At 64.5% G+C, this 19219-nt stretch carries 21 protein-coding genes; 6 read left to right on the plus strand and 15 right to left on the minus strand.

Features of this window, described 5'->3' with window-relative positions; translation table 11 throughout:
* Positions 1–237 precede the first annotated feature (237 nt).
* The 3 genes from GWG65_RS09055 (at position 238) to GWG65_RS09065 (ending at position 2751) form a co-directional block, all read left to right on the plus strand.
* On the plus strand, positions 238–765 hold the full coding sequence (locus GWG65_RS09055; RefSeq protein ID WP_275195083.1) for a GNAT family N-acetyltransferase: 528 nt from the start codon (positions 238–240) through the stop codon (positions 763–765).
* Between the two features lie 82 nt (positions 766–847).
* The gene (locus GWG65_RS09060; protein WP_275195084.1) at positions 848–2233 is read left to right on the plus strand and encodes an MATE family efflux transporter; all 1386 of its coding nucleotides are present in this window, start codon (positions 848–850) and stop codon (positions 2231–2233) included.
* Between the two features lie 80 nt (positions 2234–2313).
* Positions 2314–2751 carry a DUF2147 domain-containing protein gene (locus tag GWG65_RS09065; RefSeq protein ID WP_275195085.1) on the plus strand — a complete coding sequence of 146 codons (438 nt, stop codon included), beginning with the start codon at positions 2314–2316 and terminating at the stop codon, positions 2749–2751.
* Here the strand turns inward: GWG65_RS09065 and GWG65_RS09070 are convergent.
* Entirely contained in the window at positions 2748–3896 is a 1149-nt protein-coding gene (locus tag GWG65_RS09070) for a DUF3095 domain-containing protein (RefSeq protein ID WP_275195086.1), read from the minus strand. The genes GWG65_RS09065 and GWG65_RS09070 overlap by 4 nt on opposite strands.
* Positions 3897–4117: 221 nt before the next feature.
* On the opposite strand from GWG65_RS09070, the gene GWG65_RS09075 reads away from it, so the two are divergent.
* Entirely contained in the window at positions 4118–4507 is a 390-nt protein-coding gene (locus GWG65_RS09075; RefSeq protein ID WP_275195087.1) for a hypothetical protein, read from the plus strand.
* Between the two features lie 13 nt (positions 4508–4520).
* Here GWG65_RS09075 and GWG65_RS09080 read toward each other — a convergent pair whose 3' ends face one another.
* The 11 genes from GWG65_RS09080 to GWG65_RS09130 form a co-directional block, all read right to left on the minus strand.
* Positions 4521–4742 carry a hypothetical protein gene (locus GWG65_RS09080; RefSeq protein WP_247386796.1) on the minus strand — a complete coding sequence of 74 codons (222 nt, stop codon included), beginning with the start codon at positions 4740–4742 and terminating at the stop codon, positions 4521–4523.
* A 127-nt stretch (positions 4743–4869) separates the two neighbouring features.
* Complete coding sequence (locus tag GWG65_RS09085) at positions 4870–5592, minus strand: SDR family NAD(P)-dependent oxidoreductase (protein WP_275195089.1); 723 nt, start codon at positions 5590–5592, stop codon at positions 4870–4872.
* Positions 5585–6967 (minus strand): fatty acid--CoA ligase family protein, encoded by a 1383-nt coding sequence (locus GWG65_RS09090; protein WP_275195090.1) that lies wholly within the window; start codon positions 6965–6967, stop codon positions 5585–5587. The genes GWG65_RS09085 and GWG65_RS09090 overlap by 8 nt, the downstream gene beginning before the upstream one ends.
* Positions 6954–7199, minus strand: a complete 246-nt coding sequence (locus GWG65_RS09095; protein WP_275195141.1) for an acyl carrier protein — start codon at positions 7197–7199, stop codon at positions 6954–6956. Before GWG65_RS09095 ends, GWG65_RS09090 begins: the two co-directional genes overlap by 14 nt.
* A 139-nt stretch (positions 7200–7338) precedes the next feature.
* Positions 7339–9153, minus strand: coding sequence for a long-chain-acyl-CoA synthetase (locus GWG65_RS09100; protein WP_275195091.1), 1815 nt, complete (start codon positions 9151–9153; stop codon positions 7339–7341).
* A gap of 263 nt (positions 9154–9416) precedes the next feature.
* The gene (locus tag GWG65_RS09105; protein WP_342760633.1) at positions 9417–9662 is read right to left on the minus strand and encodes a hypothetical protein; all 246 of its coding nucleotides are present in this window, start codon (positions 9660–9662) and stop codon (positions 9417–9419) included.
* A gap of 77 nt (positions 9663–9739) precedes the next feature.
* Positions 9740–10027 (minus strand): DUF3551 domain-containing protein, encoded by a 288-nt coding sequence (locus GWG65_RS09110; protein ID WP_275195094.1) that lies wholly within the window; start codon positions 10025–10027, stop codon positions 9740–9742.
* 244 nt (positions 10028–10271) lie between these two features.
* Positions 10272–12149, minus strand: coding sequence for a molecular chaperone HtpG (gene htpG / locus GWG65_RS09115; protein WP_275195095.1), 1878 nt, complete (start codon positions 12147–12149; stop codon positions 10272–10274).
* Positions 12150–12275: 126 nt separating this feature from the next.
* Positions 12276–12680 carry a hypothetical protein gene (locus GWG65_RS09120; RefSeq protein ID WP_247387305.1) on the minus strand — a complete coding sequence of 135 codons (405 nt, stop codon included), beginning with the start codon at positions 12678–12680 and terminating at the stop codon, positions 12276–12278.
* A 250-nt stretch (positions 12681–12930) separates the two neighbouring features.
* Positions 12931–13530, minus strand: a complete 600-nt coding sequence (locus GWG65_RS09125; protein ID WP_275195096.1) for a nuclear transport factor 2 family protein — start codon at positions 13528–13530, stop codon at positions 12931–12933.
* Between the two features lie 178 nt (positions 13531–13708).
* A complete protein-coding gene (locus GWG65_RS09130; protein WP_275195097.1) occupies positions 13709–14515 on the minus strand; it encodes a response regulator in 807 nt (268 codons plus the stop codon).
* A 213-nt stretch (positions 14516–14728) separates the two neighbouring features.
* Between GWG65_RS09130 and GWG65_RS09135 the strand changes: the two genes are divergently transcribed.
* Both GWG65_RS09135 and GWG65_RS09140 read left to right on the plus strand, forming a co-directional pair.
* Positions 14729–14962 carry a NepR family anti-sigma factor gene (locus GWG65_RS09135; RefSeq protein ID WP_187436475.1) on the plus strand — a complete coding sequence of 78 codons (234 nt, stop codon included), beginning with the start codon at positions 14729–14731 and terminating at the stop codon, positions 14960–14962.
* Positions 14962–15510: a sigma-70 family RNA polymerase sigma factor gene (locus GWG65_RS09140; RefSeq protein ID WP_011090521.1), complete on the plus strand. Its 549-nt coding sequence runs from the start codon at positions 14962–14964 to the stop codon at positions 15508–15510. The genes GWG65_RS09135 and GWG65_RS09140 overlap by 1 nt, the downstream gene beginning before the upstream one ends.
* 106 nt (positions 15511–15616) lie before the next feature.
* Here the strand turns inward: GWG65_RS09140 and GWG65_RS09145 are convergent, their stop codons facing one another.
* From GWG65_RS09145 to GWG65_RS09155, 3 genes are all read right to left on the minus strand, one after another.
* Positions 15617–16324 (minus strand): nitroreductase, encoded by a 708-nt coding sequence (locus tag GWG65_RS09145; RefSeq protein ID WP_275195102.1) that lies wholly within the window; start codon positions 16322–16324, stop codon positions 15617–15619.
* Positions 16325–16463: 139 nt separating this feature from the next.
* Positions 16464–17708 carry an acyl-CoA dehydrogenase gene (locus tag GWG65_RS09150; protein ID WP_275195103.1) on the minus strand — a complete coding sequence of 415 codons (1245 nt, stop codon included), beginning with the start codon at positions 17706–17708 and terminating at the stop codon, positions 16464–16466.
* Between the two features lie 135 nt (positions 17709–17843).
* Positions 17844–19091 (minus strand): acyl-CoA dehydrogenase, encoded by a 1248-nt coding sequence (locus GWG65_RS09155; RefSeq protein WP_275195105.1) that lies wholly within the window; start codon positions 19089–19091, stop codon positions 17844–17846.
* Positions 19092–19219 lie beyond the last annotated feature (128 nt).

Below are 19219 nucleotides of genomic sequence, written 5' to 3' on the forward strand. Positions count from 1 at the left end.
GTCCGCAACTGGTGGGGAACGTAGCTTAACGGTCACCCCTTATAGAAGGTTCCGCGGCCATTAAATACCGCCAATTTGCGCAAACGGGTGATGCGCTCACGTGGCCGGATTGCACAAAATCGTCGCATCAATTGAACATCCAATCCGGAGTGGCGGCTCGCCGTAAAATATCATTGCCTTTGAAGCGCTTATGGCAGATCGAATCCCCCCGGTAGCCGAGATGCAAAAGAGAAAGCAATGAGCATCGAGATCGACATCTTGAACGGCGACGCCTCGTGGCCGATCGCCGAACCGCTGCATCAGGCGGTGTTCGGCCCCCACATCGTCGAAAAGCTGCCCTGGGGTCACGTCAAATGGGCCAATGCCGATCTGCGCGTGCTGATCGAGACGCCCGAGGACGGCCTCGTTTGCCATGTCGGCGTCTACTTCCGCACCATCACCTGGAACGGCGGCAAGGTACATGTCGGTGGTATCGGCGGCGTGTGCACGCGCGAGGATCAGCGCGGACGCGGCTATGCGACCATGGCGATCGACGCGGCGGTGCACACCATGCGCGCCAACGAGGCGGTCCGCTTCGCCCTGCTAGTCTGCGAGCCGCACAATGTGGCGTTCTACGAGGCTCGCAATTGGCGCGCCTTCACCGGCGATGTCTATTGCGAGCAGCCGGAGGGGCGGATCCGGTTCGATCTAATGGCCCCCTTCGTGTTCGACATCGTCCGCGCACCGCGCCTCGGCACTATCGACCTATGCGGCCTGCCGTGGTGAGCCCTGCGTGACGGCGGGGCTGTGCCGGCGCGGCTCGCCCTATAATATGTCGATCATCATTTAATTTTCCGCCCGGTGACACATGACGATCGACGCCTCCCTTGACGCCGCGCCGCCGCGTGCACCGGTCGCCTCCCCCATCGCCAGCCTGCTGACGGCGCCGATCCTGCCGACGCTGCTGCGGCTGGCGCTCCCCAACATGATCGCGATGGTCGGCAGCACGCTGGTTGCGATCGCCGAGACCTCCTATATCGGCCGGCTCGGCACTGTCCCGCTCGCCGCAATCGCGCTGGTGTTTCCGTTCGCGATGCTGACGCAAATGATGAGCGCCGGCGCGATGGGCGGCGGCGTCTCGTCTGCAATCAGCCGCGCACTCGGCGCGGGACATCGCGACGGCGCCGCGACGCTGGCGCTGCATGCCGCCATCATCGGCCTCTGCGGCGGGCTGTTCTTCACCGCGATGATGCTTCCCTTCGGCCGCAGCTTCTTCGCGCTGCTCGGCGGCCGCGAACGCGTGCTCGAGGAAGCCTGCGGCTATTCCCAGGTGCTGTTCTCCGGCGCGATCGCGATCTGGCTCGTCAACACGCTCGCCTCGGTGATCCGCGGCACCGGCGACATGCGCCTGCCCTCGATGACGCTGATCGGGGCAAGCCTGGTGCAAGTCGCGCTCGGCGGCACGCTGGGGCTCGGCCTGTTCGGCGTGCCGCAATTCGGCATGCCTGGGGTCGCCGCCGGCCAGCTGGTTGCGTTCAGCGGCGCCGCAGTCTTCTTGCTCTGGTATCTGCTGTCCGGCCGCAGCCGGTTGCCGCTGAATGTCCGCGCCTTCCATTTCGAGCGCGCAATGTTTTTCGACATTCTCAAGGTCGGCGCGGTCGCCTGCCTGTCGCCGCTCCAGACCGTGCTCACGATCCTGATCTTCACCAAGATCCTGGCGACCTTCGGCACCGAGGTGCTGGCCGGCTATGGCATCGGCTCGCGGCTGGAATTTCTGCTGATCCCGATCACTTTCGCGTTCGGCATCGCCTCGGTGCCGATGGTCGGCATGGCGATCGGTGCTGGGCACCTGCAGCGCGCACGGCGAGTCGCCTGGACTGCGGCTGCCGCCTCCGGCCTCACTGTCGGTCTGGTCGGCCTTCTCGTCGCAATCGATCCGTCGCTGTGGGTATCGCTCTTTACCCGGGACCCCGGCGTCACCGCCGCCGCACGCAGCTATTTCCATTGGGCCGGCCCGGCCTTCGTGTTCTTCGGCATCGGCGTCTCGCTGTATTTCTCGTCGCAAGGCGCGGCGCGCGTCGGCGGCCCCGTGCTCGCCTCGACCGCGCGACTTCTGATCGTGGCGATCGGCGGCGCCGGCCTCGTCATGGTGCAGGCGCCGGCATGGACGTTGTTCGCGCTGGTCGGCGGCGCCATGGTCGCGTTTGGGCTCTCGACCGCAGCCTCGGTCGCCTTCGTGCGCTGGGGCAAATGAGCGCAGAAATGTGATTCAATCGGGCGTTGCACTATCCTGATGGGCTGCTATGGAGGCGCCTCCATTCCGGGGCTCTCTCCATGACATTCAGATTCGCCGTCCTGACCGTTTTTCTGGCTGCGCTGTCCGGCGCACCCGCTTATGCCCAGAGCGCCGACGCGAGTGGCATCTGGCTGACCCAGGCGGGCGATGCGCGCGTGAAGATCGGCAAGTGCGGCAGCGGCATCTGCGGCGTCATCGTCTGGCTGAGGGAGCCTCACGACACTGCGACCGGCCAGCCGGCGACCGACAGCAAAAACCCCAATCCCGCGCTCGCCAGGCGTCCGATGATCGGATTGCCGCTGTTCAGCGGCATGCAGCCCACGGGCCCGAACAAATGGTCCGGCCAGATCTACAATGCCGACGACGGCAGCACCTATGCGAGCAGCATCACCGTCGCGGGCGCGGATTCGCTGCGCGTCGAAGGCTGCGTCGGCGCGCTCTGCGGCGGCGAAACCTGGACGCGCGCGGGACGTTAGCTCGCCATCATTGCCTTCAGCGCCGTCGCCGCCGACGCGTAACCGCCTCGCGCGCCGTCGATGAAGTGCACGTGATCGCTGCGCAACGCCGAGGGCGTGAAGCAGGTCATCATCGCTGCGTCCTGCTGGTAGAGGCCGTAGCGCACGATGCCGTCGCGCGCTGCTGCCGCGAGGCGATCGCTCAACGCACGCGCGAGTTCGGGGGTGCAGTCCAGGATCATGCGCAGGCCGTCGTCATATTTGCGGAAGTCGGAATTTTCGACCACCTGCCGCGTATAGAGCTTCGGTACGAAGCCACCGATCTTGATGTCGAAGCGCACGATGAGATAGACGAACAACGTGTAGAACAGCACGCCGATTCGTCGCTGCAACAGCGAGCCGCCCCGCTTCGCCCGCGCCTCGTATTCCAGCCCCTGCGGCGGCCATTTGAGCGGCGGCCCCTGCGACGGCACCGGCCGGCCGGCATCGGGACTGCGCTCGACGAGATCAATGACATCTTCGATCACCTTCCGGAACGCTTGCGCCTCGGCGCCGCGCGCCGGCACCACCAGCACCGACAGGATCAATCCGCGCGAGGCGGGAATTTCCTCGAAGCGGCAGGATAGCCCGGAGAGATCAGGCTGCGTGCCAGCGGGCGCCTCGGTGACCGCGAACTCGCCGCGCTTCATCGCCGCATCGGCCCAGCCCAGTCCGCCGCCGGAGAACATCGCATAGGACAGGTTGGCCGACGGACCGAAGCGCGCGACGCGCACGTCGAGGCCCTGCGCGCGAATGGCGCTGACCGGCACCAGCGCGACGCGCATCTTCAGGTCGAGATCCCCCCGCACCCACGTTGCGGTCGCGGCCAGCGCTTCGCGGGCAGGGTCGAGATCGCCGGGCGCGACCGCAAAGCTCGCGCCGTCGCCGCCGAACACGAACGGGAATTCCCGCCCTTCCAGTGCATTCGTCACCGCCGCGATCACTGCGGCGCCCGCCATGTTGACCGCCTTGTAGCGGTGCGCCGCGATCGCCTTGGTGGAATCAACGATGTCGGCGACACCGATGGTCCAGTCGTCAGGCAGCGGCGAATAGAGCTTGGGATCCATCAGGCTGGTGAAGCCGTGGAAGACGGGAATAGCGCCGTAGAAGGTTTCGCCTGGGGTCATCGGATGATGCCGGATCATTGGGAAGCGCGTCCGAAACAGATACGTGGCAGGGTCGATCCGGGTTCATCGGCCGGCGCGCCCTCGTAGTCCCGATCATTGGCTGAAATGGAGGCGGACAACAAGATCACGCCGCGCCGCATTGCCGCACTTCGTCATTGATCGGCATCAAACAGTTGCCCGCCGATCGCTACTACGATTGGATCACTTAGACCTCTAGCGGGATGATCGAGGTGTCTGACTTCGGCAACAAGGATTCTGGCTCCCCGGTGCGCCGGCGCACGGGGCTCGATGCCGTCAGCGCGGTGAAGATGCCCGAAGAATTGACCTCGGCCGTCGACGCCTGGGCCGAAGCGCATCATTTGACCCGTTCGGATGCTATCTGCAAGCTGGTCGAAATGGGGTTGAGAGTGGCGCCCGCGGCATCCGCGGCACCCCACACGGCGACCGCATCGGACGCCACCAGGCTCGAAGAGATCGCTGTGCACGAGATCGACCGGCTGCTCGATCCCGCATTGCCGCCGGGCGAACGCGAGCGCCGTATTCGCCGCCTCACCGAGGGACCGGCGGAGTTTTCACACGAACGGATTGATCTGCCGAAGCACGAACCGTGAGCGCCGATACGCGTTAGTGCAGCTTCTCGTCCTGACGCTTGCCCAGCGAAGGCGCCGATACAGCGTGGCACCCCACGAGCCGCACGAATTGCTGCGGATACATCTCATGGCCATGATCGCCGGAATTCTGATGCGTCATCGGCGGGCAGTGTACGTCGGCCGGTTTCGCGGCGGATTGCTCGATCCGGCCGCGATTGGCGATCACGTTCGAAGCGGTCATGCTTGACATCTTCATGGGCTGCTCCCTGGCGATTGGGGCAGATCGATTGACGTAACCCAATCGATTGCGGCGCATCTTACGACCAAATCCGGGGAAATGACATTATCGCGGATCAACTCAATTGTGGCGAGGGAGTTCCCGATTACGCCGTGTTCCCCGCGTCGATCGTGAACACGGTGCCGGTCACGTTGCGGCCGCCTTCGCCCAAAAGATATTCCACCATCCGCGCCACGTCGTCCATGTCCGGCAAACGGCGCAGTGCGCTGCGACCGGCGATGCGCTTGCGTCCCTCGTCGGAGAGATTGTGCGTGAGCTCGGTGTCGATGAAGCCGGGTGCGATCGCGTTCACGGTGACGCCGAGCTTCCCGACCTCGCGCGCGAGCGAGCGGGTGAAGCCGGTGGCGGCAGCCTTGGTCGCGCCGTAAACGGACAGGCCGTTGTAGCCCGTCGTCGCGATGATGGACGAGATGTTGACGATGCGGCCCGCACCGTCCGCCATCATCTGCCGCGCGACGTATTTGGTGAGAATGATCGGCGACAGCACGTTGAGCTGGACCAGCGCCTCGATCTCGGAATTGTGCATGGTGGCGAGCAGGCCTTCGGTGCCAAGGCCGGCATTGTTGACGAGGCCATAGATCGCGCCGAATTCTTCGCGGATGAGCTTCGCAAAAGCCGGGATCGCATCGATCACAGCGAGATCGCAGGCCCGGAAATGCAGGTGTCCTTCGGACTCGGCGATCGCGGCCTTGAGCTCCTCGCTCTCGCGCCGCGCCGCCGCGATCACGTTGTAGCCGGCGCCGGCCAGGCGCTTGCCGATCGCAAGACCGATGCCGCGGCTGCCGCCGGTGACGAGGACATTATGCATCGGTGCGCGCCAATTTGCCGGCCGGGGTGACGTCGAGGGTTTCGACGAAACGGACTACCGCCGGCACCTTGTGCGACGCGAGTTGGGCGCGGCACTGCTGGACGATCTGCTCGCGGATCTCTTTCGCCCGCCCCGGATCGGTGCCGTCGGCGAGGATCACGTCGGCAACCACGATGCCACCGGTGATCGGGCTCTTCCGCGATTTCGCCCGCGACATCCGTACGTCGGGATGACGATTGATCACCGCCTCGATCTCCTCGGGATGAACCTTCAACCCGCCGATATTGATGATGCCGCCACGGCGGCCGACGAAGTAATAGCGGTTGCCGCGCAGCTCGACCATGTCACCGCTGTCGACGAATCCGTCATCGTCGGTGAGCGCGGACGCGTCGCGGCCGATATAGGCGTGCGCGGTGCGGCTCGAGCGGATGCGGAGCGATCCGTCGACGACCTTCATCTCGACGCCGTTGCGATTGCCGAGATAGTCCGCCGGAAAGCCCTCCAGCCCGTCATTGACGGCGAAGCCGACGCCGGCCTCGGTCGAGGCATAGGCGTGGCCGACCGACGATCCCGGAAATGCCGCCTTCAAGCCGTCGAGCACCGCCTGGTCCGCGATCTCGCCGGAGAGACGGACGTAACGCGGAGCGAAGTGCGCGGCCGAACCGCTCATCAACAGCTTGCGCCAATGCGAGGGCGTGCCGGAGATGTGCGAAACGCCGCGCGCATTGAGCCGCGCGACGTGATCGGCGAGCGCCTCATGCGGGTCGGACAGCACCATCGAGCCGCCGGAGAGAATGGCGCGGAGGAAGATTTGCAGGCCGCCATAGCGACGAATGTCGTAGAACGTGGCCCACACCGGCGCCGGACCGCGCGCGGCGCCTTCGGCAACGATGGCGCCGGTGAGCGCTTCCAGCGTATGCCCCGCGATCTTCGGCACACCCGACGTGCCCGAGGTCAGCATCAGCCATTCAGTGCCGCGCTCGGTCTGAGCGGGAATGGTTGGCACGAGCGGCAATTGTGCGGTGACGACCAGCGGAACGCCGGTGTCAGTCCAGCGATCCGGCTCGTCGGTGACGACGGCGTCGATTCCGGCATCCGCGATCAGCGCGTCCAGATGCGCCGGATTGAGATCCGGCGGACACAGCAGCATGCGGCGGGCGATGCCGTCGAGCTCGATCATGGCAAGGCCCGACCGGAGCTGATCGGACAGCTTCAACAATACCGCGCGGCCCGACAGCTCGCGCAGACGACCGCCCAGGACGGTCTGCGACAGGACATCGGTCAGCGACACGCTCGTGTGCGCATCCGACAGGGTGCGGCCCGTCAGCTCCGCGCCGAGATGGTCGCGGAGCGCAAAGATCTCACGCGGGGACATTTTCGTAGGCCCGCACGAAATCGCCCACAGTGGCGGGGAACGCCGCGTCCTCGGAAATGGTGAAAGGGTCGACGCCGGTCTCGTCCTCCAGGCGCGCGACCAGGATCGCAAAGGCGAGCGAATCGAAGCCCGTCTCGTGCAGCGACAGGTCTTCCGAAAGCTCAGGAAGCGTGACGTGCTGTTCTTTGGCGATCTGCTGGATCGCTTCAATAACCTTAGACCTTACCGACATGGCTGGCTCGCTTCTGTTGTCGTCGTGTTGCGGCGGTTCTTGATGACCGCCTCCCATGGCCGCTTGTTTACCCGACAGAAGTAAATGGCCTCTTGGACAATTCGGATAAAATTGGACCTATCTCCGGATTTTCGTGCGGCTACAGCCTGATCGAGCCGTCCACGATCTGCGCATATGTCTCTTCGTCCAGCGCGACATAGGCGCCGGATTTCGGCTCGGCCATGAACAGCGGATCTGTTATCGCGTTCGGGTCGAGCCCCTCGCGTGCCAACTCGCCCTTCTTCTGCTTGAACGTCTCGGTCGCGTCGAGCTCGTGCGAGATGCGGATGAAGACCGGCCGCGCATACGGCGGCAATCGCTGCGCCAGATGCGCAGGCAGTGCAGCTATGTCAAAGCCCTCGTTCACCACGATCGCGCTCATGCCGGCCCGGCCGTCGGTCCCGGGAATGCCGACGCCATAGGTGGTGGCGTCAACGACACCGGTGAAATCGCGCACGGCGTCGTTGACCTCCGAGGTCGCGACGTTCTCGCCCTTCCAGCGGAAGGTGTCGCCGATGCGATCGACGAAGTGGAAGAAGCCCTTGTCGTCGAGCCGCATCAGGTCGCCGGTGCGAAACCAGCAATCACCCTTGGCGAAGACGTCGCGCAAAACCTTCTTCTCGGTCTCTCCCGCATCGGTATAGCCCTCGAAGCGACCGCCACCCTGATCCGCCGTGCCGATACGGCCGATGGCCTCGCCGGCCTCGCCGCGCGCGCAGGCAATGCAAAGTCCGTCTTCATTGCGCAGCGGCGCGCCAGTGTCGGGATCGAGCCTGACGAGGCTGGCGGGGAAGCGGTGCGCGAGCAGCGGCGGAACCCGGCCGATCGCGCCGGGCTGGCCCTCGACGTTGAACAGCGAGAAATTGCCTTCGGTCGCGGCGTAAAATTCGAGAATGCGGGGAATGGCGAAGCGTCCCTGAAAATCCTCCCAGATGTCGCCGCGCAGGCCGTTGCCGCAGGCGAGCCGCAGGCGGTGGCGGTTCTCGTATTCCGACGGCGGCGCTTTCAGCAGATAGCGGCAGAGTTCGCCGATATACTGGAACAGCGTGCAATCGTGCCGAACGACGTCATGCCAGAAATTCGACGCCGAGAATTTTTCCGCGATCACGACCGAGCCGCCGGCTGCGAGCATGCTGCACGGCGCGACGATGCCGCCGACCGAATGGAACAGCGGCAGGCAGTCGTAGAGCCGGTCCTGCGGGGCCGCGCCGGTGAGGCCGGCGAACCAAAAGCCCCAATTGAGGATGCGGCGGTGACTGATGCTGGCGGCCTTGGGCAGGCCCGTGGTGCCGGACGTGTAGATCAGCAGCGCACGGTCGTCGATGGTGACGCCGCCATGCTCATCCGGCGCGAGCGGGCCGTCGTCGAGTGCGGCGAGCGCGACATCGATCGCGCGCTCGCTTCGCGCATCGCCGTGGATCCAGATTTTTGCGTCCGTCTTCAGATGCGGCGACGCGCTGCCCAGCGTCTCGTCCAGCCCGTGCGCGACAATGAGGTGCGACGGCTTTGCGACATCGATGCAATGGGCGAGCGACTGCCCCACGAGTTTTGTATTGATCAGCGCGACCACGCCGCCGACGCGGCTGATGCCGAGCCAGGCCGCGACGTAATCGATGCCGTTCGGCATGATCAGGCCGATGGTGTCGCCCTTGGCGACGCCGACCGAGCGCGCCCAGCGCACATAGCGGTTGATGCGCTTCGACAGGCCTTGATAGTCGAGGCTTGCGTCGTCGGTGACCAGCGCAGCGCGATCGGGTTGACGCCGCGCCCAGTCGTCGACGACGTCGGCGAACAGCCGGCCCGGCAATGTCTCGATCCGCGCGGTGAGCTCGATCGCCTTCAGCCAGATTTTTGAAGCCGAGGGCGCGCGCACAGCTTTCGATTGTTCGATGACGCCGGTGGTCATGCCGTTCATTCTTTCGGAACGTGTCTGCTGGTCCCGGCAGTTTAGCTCCGTGCGTCCTGCCTAGGCGTTAAGAGACAAGGTAAAACTCGGTTAGCTCCCGATTAACTCTCGTCATCCTTTACCAAGCCGACGGGAACGGCGTGCGGCCTGGCCCCGCATCGCCGAACTCGGCGCGGTCCCGCTGCACGGCAACGCCAACGCGTTCGGCGGCGTGCTGACCGCGGAGGCAGAGCGCTGGCGCAAGGTGGTGGAGTTGTCGGGATCAAGAAGGACTAGGTCGCGACATCTGCTGGCAAGGCGGACCGACGCCCCGGGGACGATCGCGGCGGGGCGTTCACGGGATAGTAGGGATTGAGATCGCGGGTCGCGGCGCGGCCCCAAGCCGCGGCGCGGCACCGCGGCAGCGAAATGAAGGAGCAGTCGTACCACTCTCCGCCGCCACCGCTCGAGCCTGAATAGACGTGCATGCAGACGAGATAGCTGGGATCGACGGTCTGCGAGTGAGACGGCGCGGCCATGAGCACCGCACCGGCAGTCACATCAGGCCCACTGAGCGATGCATCAAACCTGTTTCCGGAAGCCGCATCGCCTACCGCTACTGCTGCACCTTCTTGTGACGCCGGCGGGGCGGCAGCGGTTCGTTGAAGGCGTAATAGGGATTGAGGTCGCAGGTCGCGGCAAGGCCCGACGCCGTGGCACGGCATTGCGGCAACGAGGTGAAGGTGCAGTCAAAGTAGTCACCGCCCCCGCCGCCCAAGCCGCCGCCGCCGCCGGTGTAGCGGTGCATGCATACGGGATAGGCCGGATCGTACCTCTGCGCGCTGGCATCGGCTGCGCCCAGCAGCGTGAAGATCGCAGTGAGGGTCAGGAACGGCAGGCGCATGAAGAAATCCTCGAATCGGTAACGTCGGCGAAGTCGATGCCGGCGGGTTCATATGGCACAACATCTCGGCGCACGCGACTGTTCCTAAGGACAGATGACGGCAAGGTGAGGTGTGGCTCGCGTGACGCACATAGCCGCTCGGCGTTGTTCGCGACCATCACGACAGATACCGTTCCTGGGCAACCTCCTCCCCCGCAAAGGGGAAGGAGCGCAGTGTGAGATGATTTCGCCGTCTACGGGGCCGCTATCCGCCGAGCCCCTGCAATACGAGCCGGTTCAGCCGCGCAGCAAAAGCGGCGGGGTCTTCCGGCAACTCGCCATCGAGGATCTGCGCCTGTTCGAGCAGGAGCAGGCTGAGGTCGTCGACCACCTTGGAGCCGGCTTGCGCCTTGGTGATCGCAGTCACCAGCGGATGGCGCAAATTGATCTCCAGGATCGGCTTGGTGGGCTTGCCGCGATTCTGCTGCGCCAGGATGCGCTCCAGCTCGCGGCTCGGCCCCTGGCTGTCGGCGACGAGGCAGGAGGCGGAGTTAGTGAGGCGCGTCGAGGCCTTGACGTCGCTGACGCGCTCACCGAGCGCGGCCTTGATCACGGCGATGGTGGCGGCTTCGTCGGCGACGGGCTCGTCCTTCTTGGCCTCGTCGGTCTCGTCGACGCGCGGAATCAGGTCGAGGTTGAGATCGCCCTGGCTCAGCGACTTCAGCGGCTTGCCCTCGAACTCCGACGGCATCGAGGTCCAGAAGGCGTCGACCGGATCGGACAGCAGCAGCACCTCGATGCCGCGCGCGGTCGCCGCCTCGAGCCGGGGATTGGACTTCAGCCGCTCGATGCTGTCGCCGACGAGATAATAGATTTCGGTTTGGTTCGGCTTGAAATCGGCGATGACGTCCTTGAGTGAACGCTTCTCGCCCGATGTGGTGGTGAAGCGCGACAGCGCGAGCAGCTTTTCGCGGCGTTCGAAATCCTCGTAGATGCCCTCTTTCAGCACCGCGCCGAAGGCGTCCCAGATTTTCGCAAAGTTCTCCGGGTCCTTCTCGGCGAGGCTTTCGAGCTCGTTGACGACGCGAGTCGCCACAGCTTTCCGGATCTGCATGAGCTGCGGATTGTTCTGAAGCATCTCGCGCGAGATGTTGAGCGGGAGATCCTCGCTGTCGACGACGCCGCGGATGAAGCGCAGGTAACCCGGCAACAGATCGGCATCGTCGGTGATGAAGACGCGCCGGACGTAGAGCTTCACCCGGCCCTTGCGCGAGGGTTCGAACAAATCGAACGGCTTTGTCGACGGCGCGAACAGCAGCACGGCGTAGGAATAGCGGCCCTCGGCGCGATAATGCAGCGTCATCGCCGGATCATCGAAGGCGGAGCCGATCTGCTGATAGGCCTTCTTGTAGTCCTCGGCCGTCAGCTCCGATTTCGAACGCTGCCACAGCGCGCTCGCCGAATTGATCTGGCGCGGCTCGCCCTCTTCCGGCACGAGCTCGATGGGGAAGAGGATGTTGTCGGAATAGGCGCCGACGATCCGCTCGATCTCATAAGTCTCGAGATATTTCTTGGCGTCATCCTTCAAGTGCAGGACGATCTCGGTACCGCGCTGCACGTGCGCGGCCTCTTCCTCACTGGCGCGGGCGATCTCGAAGCCCGAGCCGCCTGAGGAGGTCCAGCTCCAAACGTCGCTCTCGCCGGCGCGGCGGCTGACCACGACGATCTTCTCGGCGACCATGAAGGCGGAATAGAAGCCGACCCCGAACTGGCCGATCAGACCGAGACCGTCTTTGGCCTCCTTCAGTTTCGACACGAAGGCCTTGGTGCCGGAGCGGGCGATGGTGCCGAGATGGTCGATCAGCTCCTGCCGCTCCATACCGATGCCGTTGTCGGCGATCGTGAGCGTGGAGGCCGCCTTGTTCGGGGCGATGCGGATCTTGAGCGCGTCGCCCTCACCCAGCAGCGCCGGATTGGCGATCGCCTCGTAGCGCAATTTGTCGCAAGCGTCCGACGCGTTGGAGACGAGCTCGCGCAGGAAAATATCGGTCTCCGAATAGACCGAGTGCACCATGAGGTGCAAAAGCTCGGAAACCTCGGCCTGGAAGGGCTGCGTATGCGCAGCCGTATCTGACGTCGTCATGCGTCTATCCGGTCAAAGGAAAGGGGAAGAAACCCCGGATATAACGCGAAGGGAGAGGGGATCAAGTGGACGTGATAGATCGCCTCCCGGCGGGGGGAAGGGCGATTTGTCCACGGCCGGCGGGGATCAGGTCAAGCAGCGGCCGGGCTGGAGCAGCTTGGCGACTTCGGTCAGGGAGCTGACCATCGGCTCGCAGGCGATCGTCGGCTTGTTGCGGCCCTGTTTCTGGTTCTGGTTGGGGAGCAGCACCGGCGGCTTGGCATTGCCGGTCTCGGTCGACGCGGGCACCCGCAGCAAGACGGACGTATCGGCGAGATCGTTCAGGCGCATCGAGACGGTGCGGGTGGGAGCCGGGGCCTGCTTGAGGTCGGCGAGCCGGTCGGCCTTGCCGGCGCGATTGACGACATCGCCGGATTTGTCCGCGACCGCCTGCCAGCGGTCGGCGAGATCGTGGCCGAAAGCCAGCTGCGCGGCGCCAAGCGTCGCGACAATCGCGACGGCTCCCAAAAATCCCTTATAAATCTGTGACATGGCAATCGATCCCTCGCCCCATGGCGATCGCGGGAACAACGCAAGCACAGGACCAGGAGTTCTCAACGGCTAAGATCACTTAACCGTGTGCCAGAAAGTCGCGAGCCTCGGAAAATATTTTGCACCCGCCTGGAACGACTCCCGCACCCGGGAGTCGTCACAACAGCCGGCTATTCCCCCCTGCCCCATAAGCCGGCGACGTAGGGCGCGACTGTGGTGATGCCAGTCGCGCCCTGCTTTTTTTGGGAGTTCATTTCGCCTTCCCCGCCAGCCACGTCCGTCCCTCGGCATAGAGCTTCTCGACCTCAGGCCCGGTCAGGCCCGGCATGTCGCGCTTGATCTTGTAGCCGATCAGCTCCTGCATGTAGGCGAGATGGCGGTAGCCTTCAGGCAGCGCAGCGAGAGCTTGGCTGTCGAGGCGGAGGGTTGCGGCGGGATCGACCGGATCGATCCGGTCCTTCTCGTAGATCGGCTGGCGGCGAACGATGCCCCAATGGCCTTGCCGCTTCTCCAGGAAATCATAAAAGCGCCCGGTGCAGACGACGTCGCAGGGCACGTCATGCACTGGCGCGCGCTGCGAGATCGTCATCTTGGTCTGGGCGATGGCGCGCTCGCCGGAAATCTCGATGCTGGTGCCGCCGAGGAAATGCAGGATGCGCACGCCCTTGGCGAACCCCTCCTGGCTGACACGGATGAAATCCCGTGCCGGCCCCTGAAACCAGGTGGCGGACATCCAGCCTTCGTCGTGCCAGACGGTGGCAAAGCGCTCCCAGTCGCCGGCATCGCGCCAGACCGCCCAGTTCTCGACGAGGTCGCGGATGGCGAGGCGGTCGAGAAGTTGCTGGTCCATGAACACGTCTCCGGTTGCACTGCGGCTGCAACGTGGCCGCTGCACGAGGTATGAGCGGCGAATTCAACGGCCGTCAAGCGCGGCAAAACGACAGGAAAAATCCGGCGCAACCTTGCGGTACGCCGGATCGGATTATCATCAGCCAATGTCAGGCCGCGGTTACACCGCCGGCGCCTTCTTAAGCCGCCGGCGCCCTGGGCGCGCGGTTGCGCGAGTTGCGCTGGAAGAACAGCGCCTGGCTCGCCACCGCCGACACCATCGCCGGCTGGAACGGCTTCGAGATCAGGAACGCAGGCTCCGGCCGCTCGCCGGTGAGGAAGCGCTCCGGATAGGCGGTGATGAACACCACCGGCACCTCGAAAGTGCGCAGCAATTCGTTGACGGCGTCCAGGCCCGACGAGCCGTCCGCAAGCTGGATGTCGGCGAGGATCAGGCCGGGCCGCTTGTTCTTGGCGAGCGCCACCGCATCGGCATGGGTACGCGCGACGCCGACAACGTTGTGCCCGAGGTTCTTCACCAGGCTCTCGAGGTCCATGGCGATGAAGGTCTCGTCCTCTATGATCAGCACGTCGGTGGCGATCTCGGCAGCCATCTCGCGTCCTGCAGCGTCCGCCAGCCGCCGCGTCTCGGCGACGTCGGTGTTGAGGATGTAGGCGACTTCCTCTTCCGAAAATCCCTCGAGCGACAGCAGCAGGAACGCCTGCCGCGGCAGCGGCGTGATGTTCGACAGCCGCCGCTCCGGCGGCATCGGCAGGGTCGCCACTTCGGCGTCATCGTTGACGGAGACCGAATTCCAGATCTGGGTGAACAGCCGGAATAGGCCGACCCGCGGTCCGCGGCTCTCGTCGAGCACCGACGGGTCTCCCAACATGGCTTCCAACATGGCTGCGACATAGGCGTCGCCGGAGGCCTGGCTGCCCGTCAGGGCACGTGCATACCGGCGCAACAACGGCAAGTGCTCAGCAACAAGCTGTGAACGGGACATCCCCACTCCATTCATCGGGCCCAGCCTTGGTGCATAACGAGGGGGAGGCCCTGGTTCCCCCGCACGGCTGATTACGCTCCAGACCAAGAAAAGTTCCGTAAGAGGGGGAACTTTTTATCGAACCTCGCATTGTGCCTAACTAGGGAACGGCTCCCGGTTGAGAAAATTTCTCTATTTTGCAGTCACTTAACTCGGGGAAACGTGGAACAGGTCATGAAAGATCTCAAGTCTCAAGCCAGCAGAAGCACGACCCCCGGCAAGGGAGGGCTCACTCCGGAGATTCAATCCCGGATCGGGCACCAACTGCGCGCCATGTACGACGACGTCGTGCGGCAGGGGGTTCCGGATCGGTTCGCGGAGCTGATCAAGAAGCTTGATGCGCCGGGAGCGACGCCCCAAGTGGAAAATGACGGGGGCTCTAACGACAACAACAATGGGAGGGATTAATGCCTCTCACGGACTCCCTGCGCAATGACATCTTGGCGGCCGTGCCGAGTCTGCGCGCGTTCGCCATCTCACTCAGCGGCAATGCGGACCGTGCCGACGATCTGGTTCAGGAGACGCTGTTGCGCGCGCTCGCCAACATCGACTCGTTCCAGCCCGGCTCCAACCTGCCGGCGTGGCTGTTCACGATCCTGCGCAACCTGTTCCGCTCCGACTATCGCAAGCGGCGGCGGGAGGTCGAGGATGCGGAAGGCAACTATGCCAAGACGCTGAAAACGCAGCCCTCGCAGAACGCGCATCTCGAGTTCGAGGAGTTTCGCACGGCGCTCGAAAAGCTTCCGCAGGACCAGCGCGAAGCCTTGATCCTGGTTGGCGCCTCCGGCTTCTCCTATGAGGACGCAGCCTCGATCTGCGGCTGCGCGGTCGGCACCATCAAGAGCCGCGTCAACCGCGCCCGCTCGAAGCTCGCAGCGCTGCTCTATGTCGACGGCGCCGAGGATTTTGGACCTGACGAGACCGTGCGCGCCGTCATCGGCGGCAGCGGCGGATAGCGGCTGACGTCAATCGGACCCAGCGACACATGTAAAGACGGCCGTTCAACGGCCGTCTTCGTGAGAGTACTTCCTGCGCAGCACGCAAGCGATGCGACCGCTGCCGTCAGTCCTCCACAAACGTCACGGTATCAGCGACGCTCGCCCGCGAGGTGCGGTAGCTGTTGACCTTGTGGGCGTGGTCGGCATAGCCGAACGAGATGCCGCAGACGACGCGGCGGTCGTCCGAAAGATTAAAGTGACGTCGGATCAGGCCGGAATGGCGCGCTAATGCCGCCTGCGGAATGGTGCCGAGCCCGCGCGCCTGGGCGGCCAGCATGAAATTGCTGACATAGGCGCCGCAATCGATCGCGCCATAGATGCCGAGCGGCTCGTTGGTGTGGATGATCGCCACATGCGGCGCGCCGAAGAAATTGTAATTCTCCAGCGCCTGTTTCGCATAGGCCGCCTTGTCGCCGCGGGCGATGCCCAGCGTGTTGTAGAGCTGGAAGCCGCTTTCGCGTCGGCGCTCCAGATAGGTACCGACATATTCGCGCGGCGGCGTGAAATCGTAGTCATCGCCAAGACCGCTAGAGGCCTCCTTGTAGATCAGCTTGCGGAAGCGCTCCTTGGCCTCGCCGCTGGCGATGACGACCTGCCAGGGCTGGCTGTTGCACCAGGACGCGGTGCGCTGCGCGGTCTTCAGCACGTGCTCGATGGTGGCGCGATCGACCTGCTTCGGCAGGAAAGCGCGGACCGAGTAACGCTCATTGAGGAGCTCTTCGAGCACGCCGATGCGGCCTTCGGTGGTGTGAGTGGGCGATTTCGCATCCATGGCGCGGCCTTTTCGTCTGCGTGGGTGAGCCGAAGGCGTAACCTACCTCTTTTGTTTCAGCATTGGCAGAAGTGGTGGGTTACGCCGGGCGGATTGCGCTTCGCGCATCCGCAGGGCTAACCCACCCTACAGCCCTTCTTCACCGCCCCTTGGTCGGGATCTTGTTGAACGGCACGTCCTTGTCGACGCGAATGTCGCCGGGCAGGCCGAGCACGCGCTCGGCGATGATATTGCGCAAGATCTCATCGGTGCCGCCGGCGATGCGCATCGAGGGCGAGGACAGCAGCATCTGCTGGAATTGGCCCTGCACGGTCTCCTCGTCAGTGCCGGTGAGAACGCCGGCCGCGCCCTGGAGGTCCATGGCGTAGGTGGCGATGTCCTGGAGCATCATGCCCGAGACCAGCTTGCCGATGGAGTTTTCCGGGCCCGGCTGCTCGCCCTTGGACAGCGACGAAATCGCGCGGTAGCTGGTGTACTTCAATCCGCTCGACTTCACGGCCCAGCTCGCAAGCTTCGAGCGCACGGCGGGATCGTCGATGGCAAGCCCGTCTTCCAGCATCAGATTGGAGCAGAACTCGAACATCTCGGGGACGCCGGTCGCGAGCCGCGAACCGATCGACATGCGCTCGTTCATCAGCGTGGTCAGCGAGACGCTCCAGCCCTCGCCGACGGCGCCGAGACGCTGGCTGTCCGGGATCACGACGTCGGTAAAATAGACCTCGTTGAACTCCTGCATGCCGTTGGCCTGCTTGATCGGACGAACCTCGACGCCGGCGCTCTTCATGTCCAGGAAGAACATGGTGAGGCCCTTGTGTTTGGGCACGTTGGGATCGGTGCGCGCGATCAGGAGGCCGAAGTCGGAATAATGCGCGCCGGAGGTCCAGATCTTCTGGCCGTTGATGATCCAGTTCTCGCCCTTCTTCTCCGCCCGCGTGCGCAGCCCGGCGACGTCCGAGCCCGCGGACGGTTCGGAGAACAGCTGGCACCAGATCTCCTCGCCCGCGGCGAGCTTCGGTAGATGGCGCCGCTTGGCGTCCTCGCTGCCCCAGGCCATCACGGTCGGACCGCACATGCCCTCGCCGATCTGGAACGGCTGCGTCAGCTTGCCGTAGACACCCTCCTCCTGCTGCCAGATCACGCGCTCGATCGGGGTGGCACCGCGGCCGCCATATTCCTTCGGCCAGTGCAGGCAGGCCCAGCCGCCTTCGGCCTTCTTCTTCTGCCAGGCCTTGCCGACATCGACGATGTCGTGATTGGCGAGCCGAATCCGGCCGAGCGAGGATTTTGATAGCTCCGCCAAGAACTCCTTCGGCGCGTTGGCATCGACCCATTTACGCGCGGTCTCGCGGAATGCAGCTTCCTGCGGCGTGTCGTCGAAATTCATGGCGGACCTCTCAATGTTTGCTCGGTGTCAGCCCCTCATGGTGAGGAGGCGCGTAGCGCCGTCTCGAACCATAAGGCCCCAGTCGGGCCTTCATCCTTCGAGATGCCGCTTCGCGGCTCCTCAGGATGAGGGTCATCAGCTTCTTCCCTTCGTCGGGATCTTGTTGAACGGAACGTCCTTGTCGACACGGATGTCGCCGGGCAGGCCTAGGACCCGCTCGGCGATGATGTTGCGCATGATCTCGTCGGTGCCGCCTTCGACGCGGGTACCAGGCGCGCGGAGCAGCATCGCCTGGAAGCGGCCCGCAACTTCGGCATCTTGGGGACCGCTGACCACGCCGGCGGCGCCCTGCAAATCCAGCGCGTAAGTGGCGACATCCTGGATCATCGAGCCCGCCACCAGCTTGCCGATGGAATTCTCCGGTCCCGGCCGCTCGCCCTTCGACAACGCGGAGATCGCGCGCATGCTGGTGTAGCGCAAGCCACTCGCCTTCACCGCCCAGTTCGCCAGCTTCGAGCGCACCGCGCGATCCTCGATCGCGGGGCCGTCGTCCAGCATCAGGCTGGAGCAATAGTCGAACAGTTCCGGAAAGCCGGTCGAGACGCCCGCGCCGATCGACATGCGCTCGTTCATCAGCGTGGTCAGCGAGACGTTCCAACCGTCATTGACCTCGCCGAGGCGCTGGTGATCGGGAATACGAACGTTGGTGAAATAGACCTCGTTGAAGTCGGAGGCGCCGCTCGCCTGCTTGATCGGGCGCACCTCGACGGCCGGGCTCTTCATGTCGAGGAAGAACATGGTGAGGCCCTTGTGCTTGGGCACGTTGGGATCGGTACGGGTCAAAAGAATACCATAGTCCGAATAATGCGCGCCCGATGTCCAGATCTTCTGGCCGTTGATGACCCAGTCGTCACCGTCTTTCTCGGCGCGCGTGCGCAGGCCCGCGACGTCGGAGCCGCCGGCGGGCTCGGAGAACAGCTGGCACCAGACCTTTTCGCCGGAGGCGAGCGGCGGCAGATAAGTGCGCTTATGCTCCTCGCGCGCAAACGCCATCATGGTCGGCCCGCACATGCCGTGGCCGATGATGAACATGCCGGAGAGCTTGCCGAACGGGCCCTCCTCCTGCTGCCAGATCACACGCTCGATCGGCGAGGCGCCGCGGCCGCCATAGTCCTTGGGCCAGTGCAGGCAGGCCCAGCCAGCATCGGCTTTCCTTTTCTGCCAGGCCTTTGCGACCTCCAGAATATTGGCGTTCTTGAGCTGGGTGCGGCCGAGCGAGGATTTGCGCAATTCCTCCTCATATTGCTTGGGCGCGTTCGCCGCGATCCAGGCGCGGGCTGTGGCGCGGAATTCGGCTTCTTGCGGGGTGTCGTCGAAGTTCATGGCGCTATTCTCTCCTGCGTTCCCCGGACGCTGCGCGGCACGAAGTGACGCGCTGCAGATCCGGGGTCCCTTGCGGCTCTCTGGGTCCCGGCTCTGCAGCGCACCGCTCCGCGCTGCACCGCGTCCGG

The sequence above is a fragment of the Bradyrhizobium sp. CSA207 genome, assembly GCF_029051685.1.
Classification (GTDB): domain Bacteria; phylum Pseudomonadota; class Alphaproteobacteria; order Rhizobiales; family Xanthobacteraceae; genus Bradyrhizobium.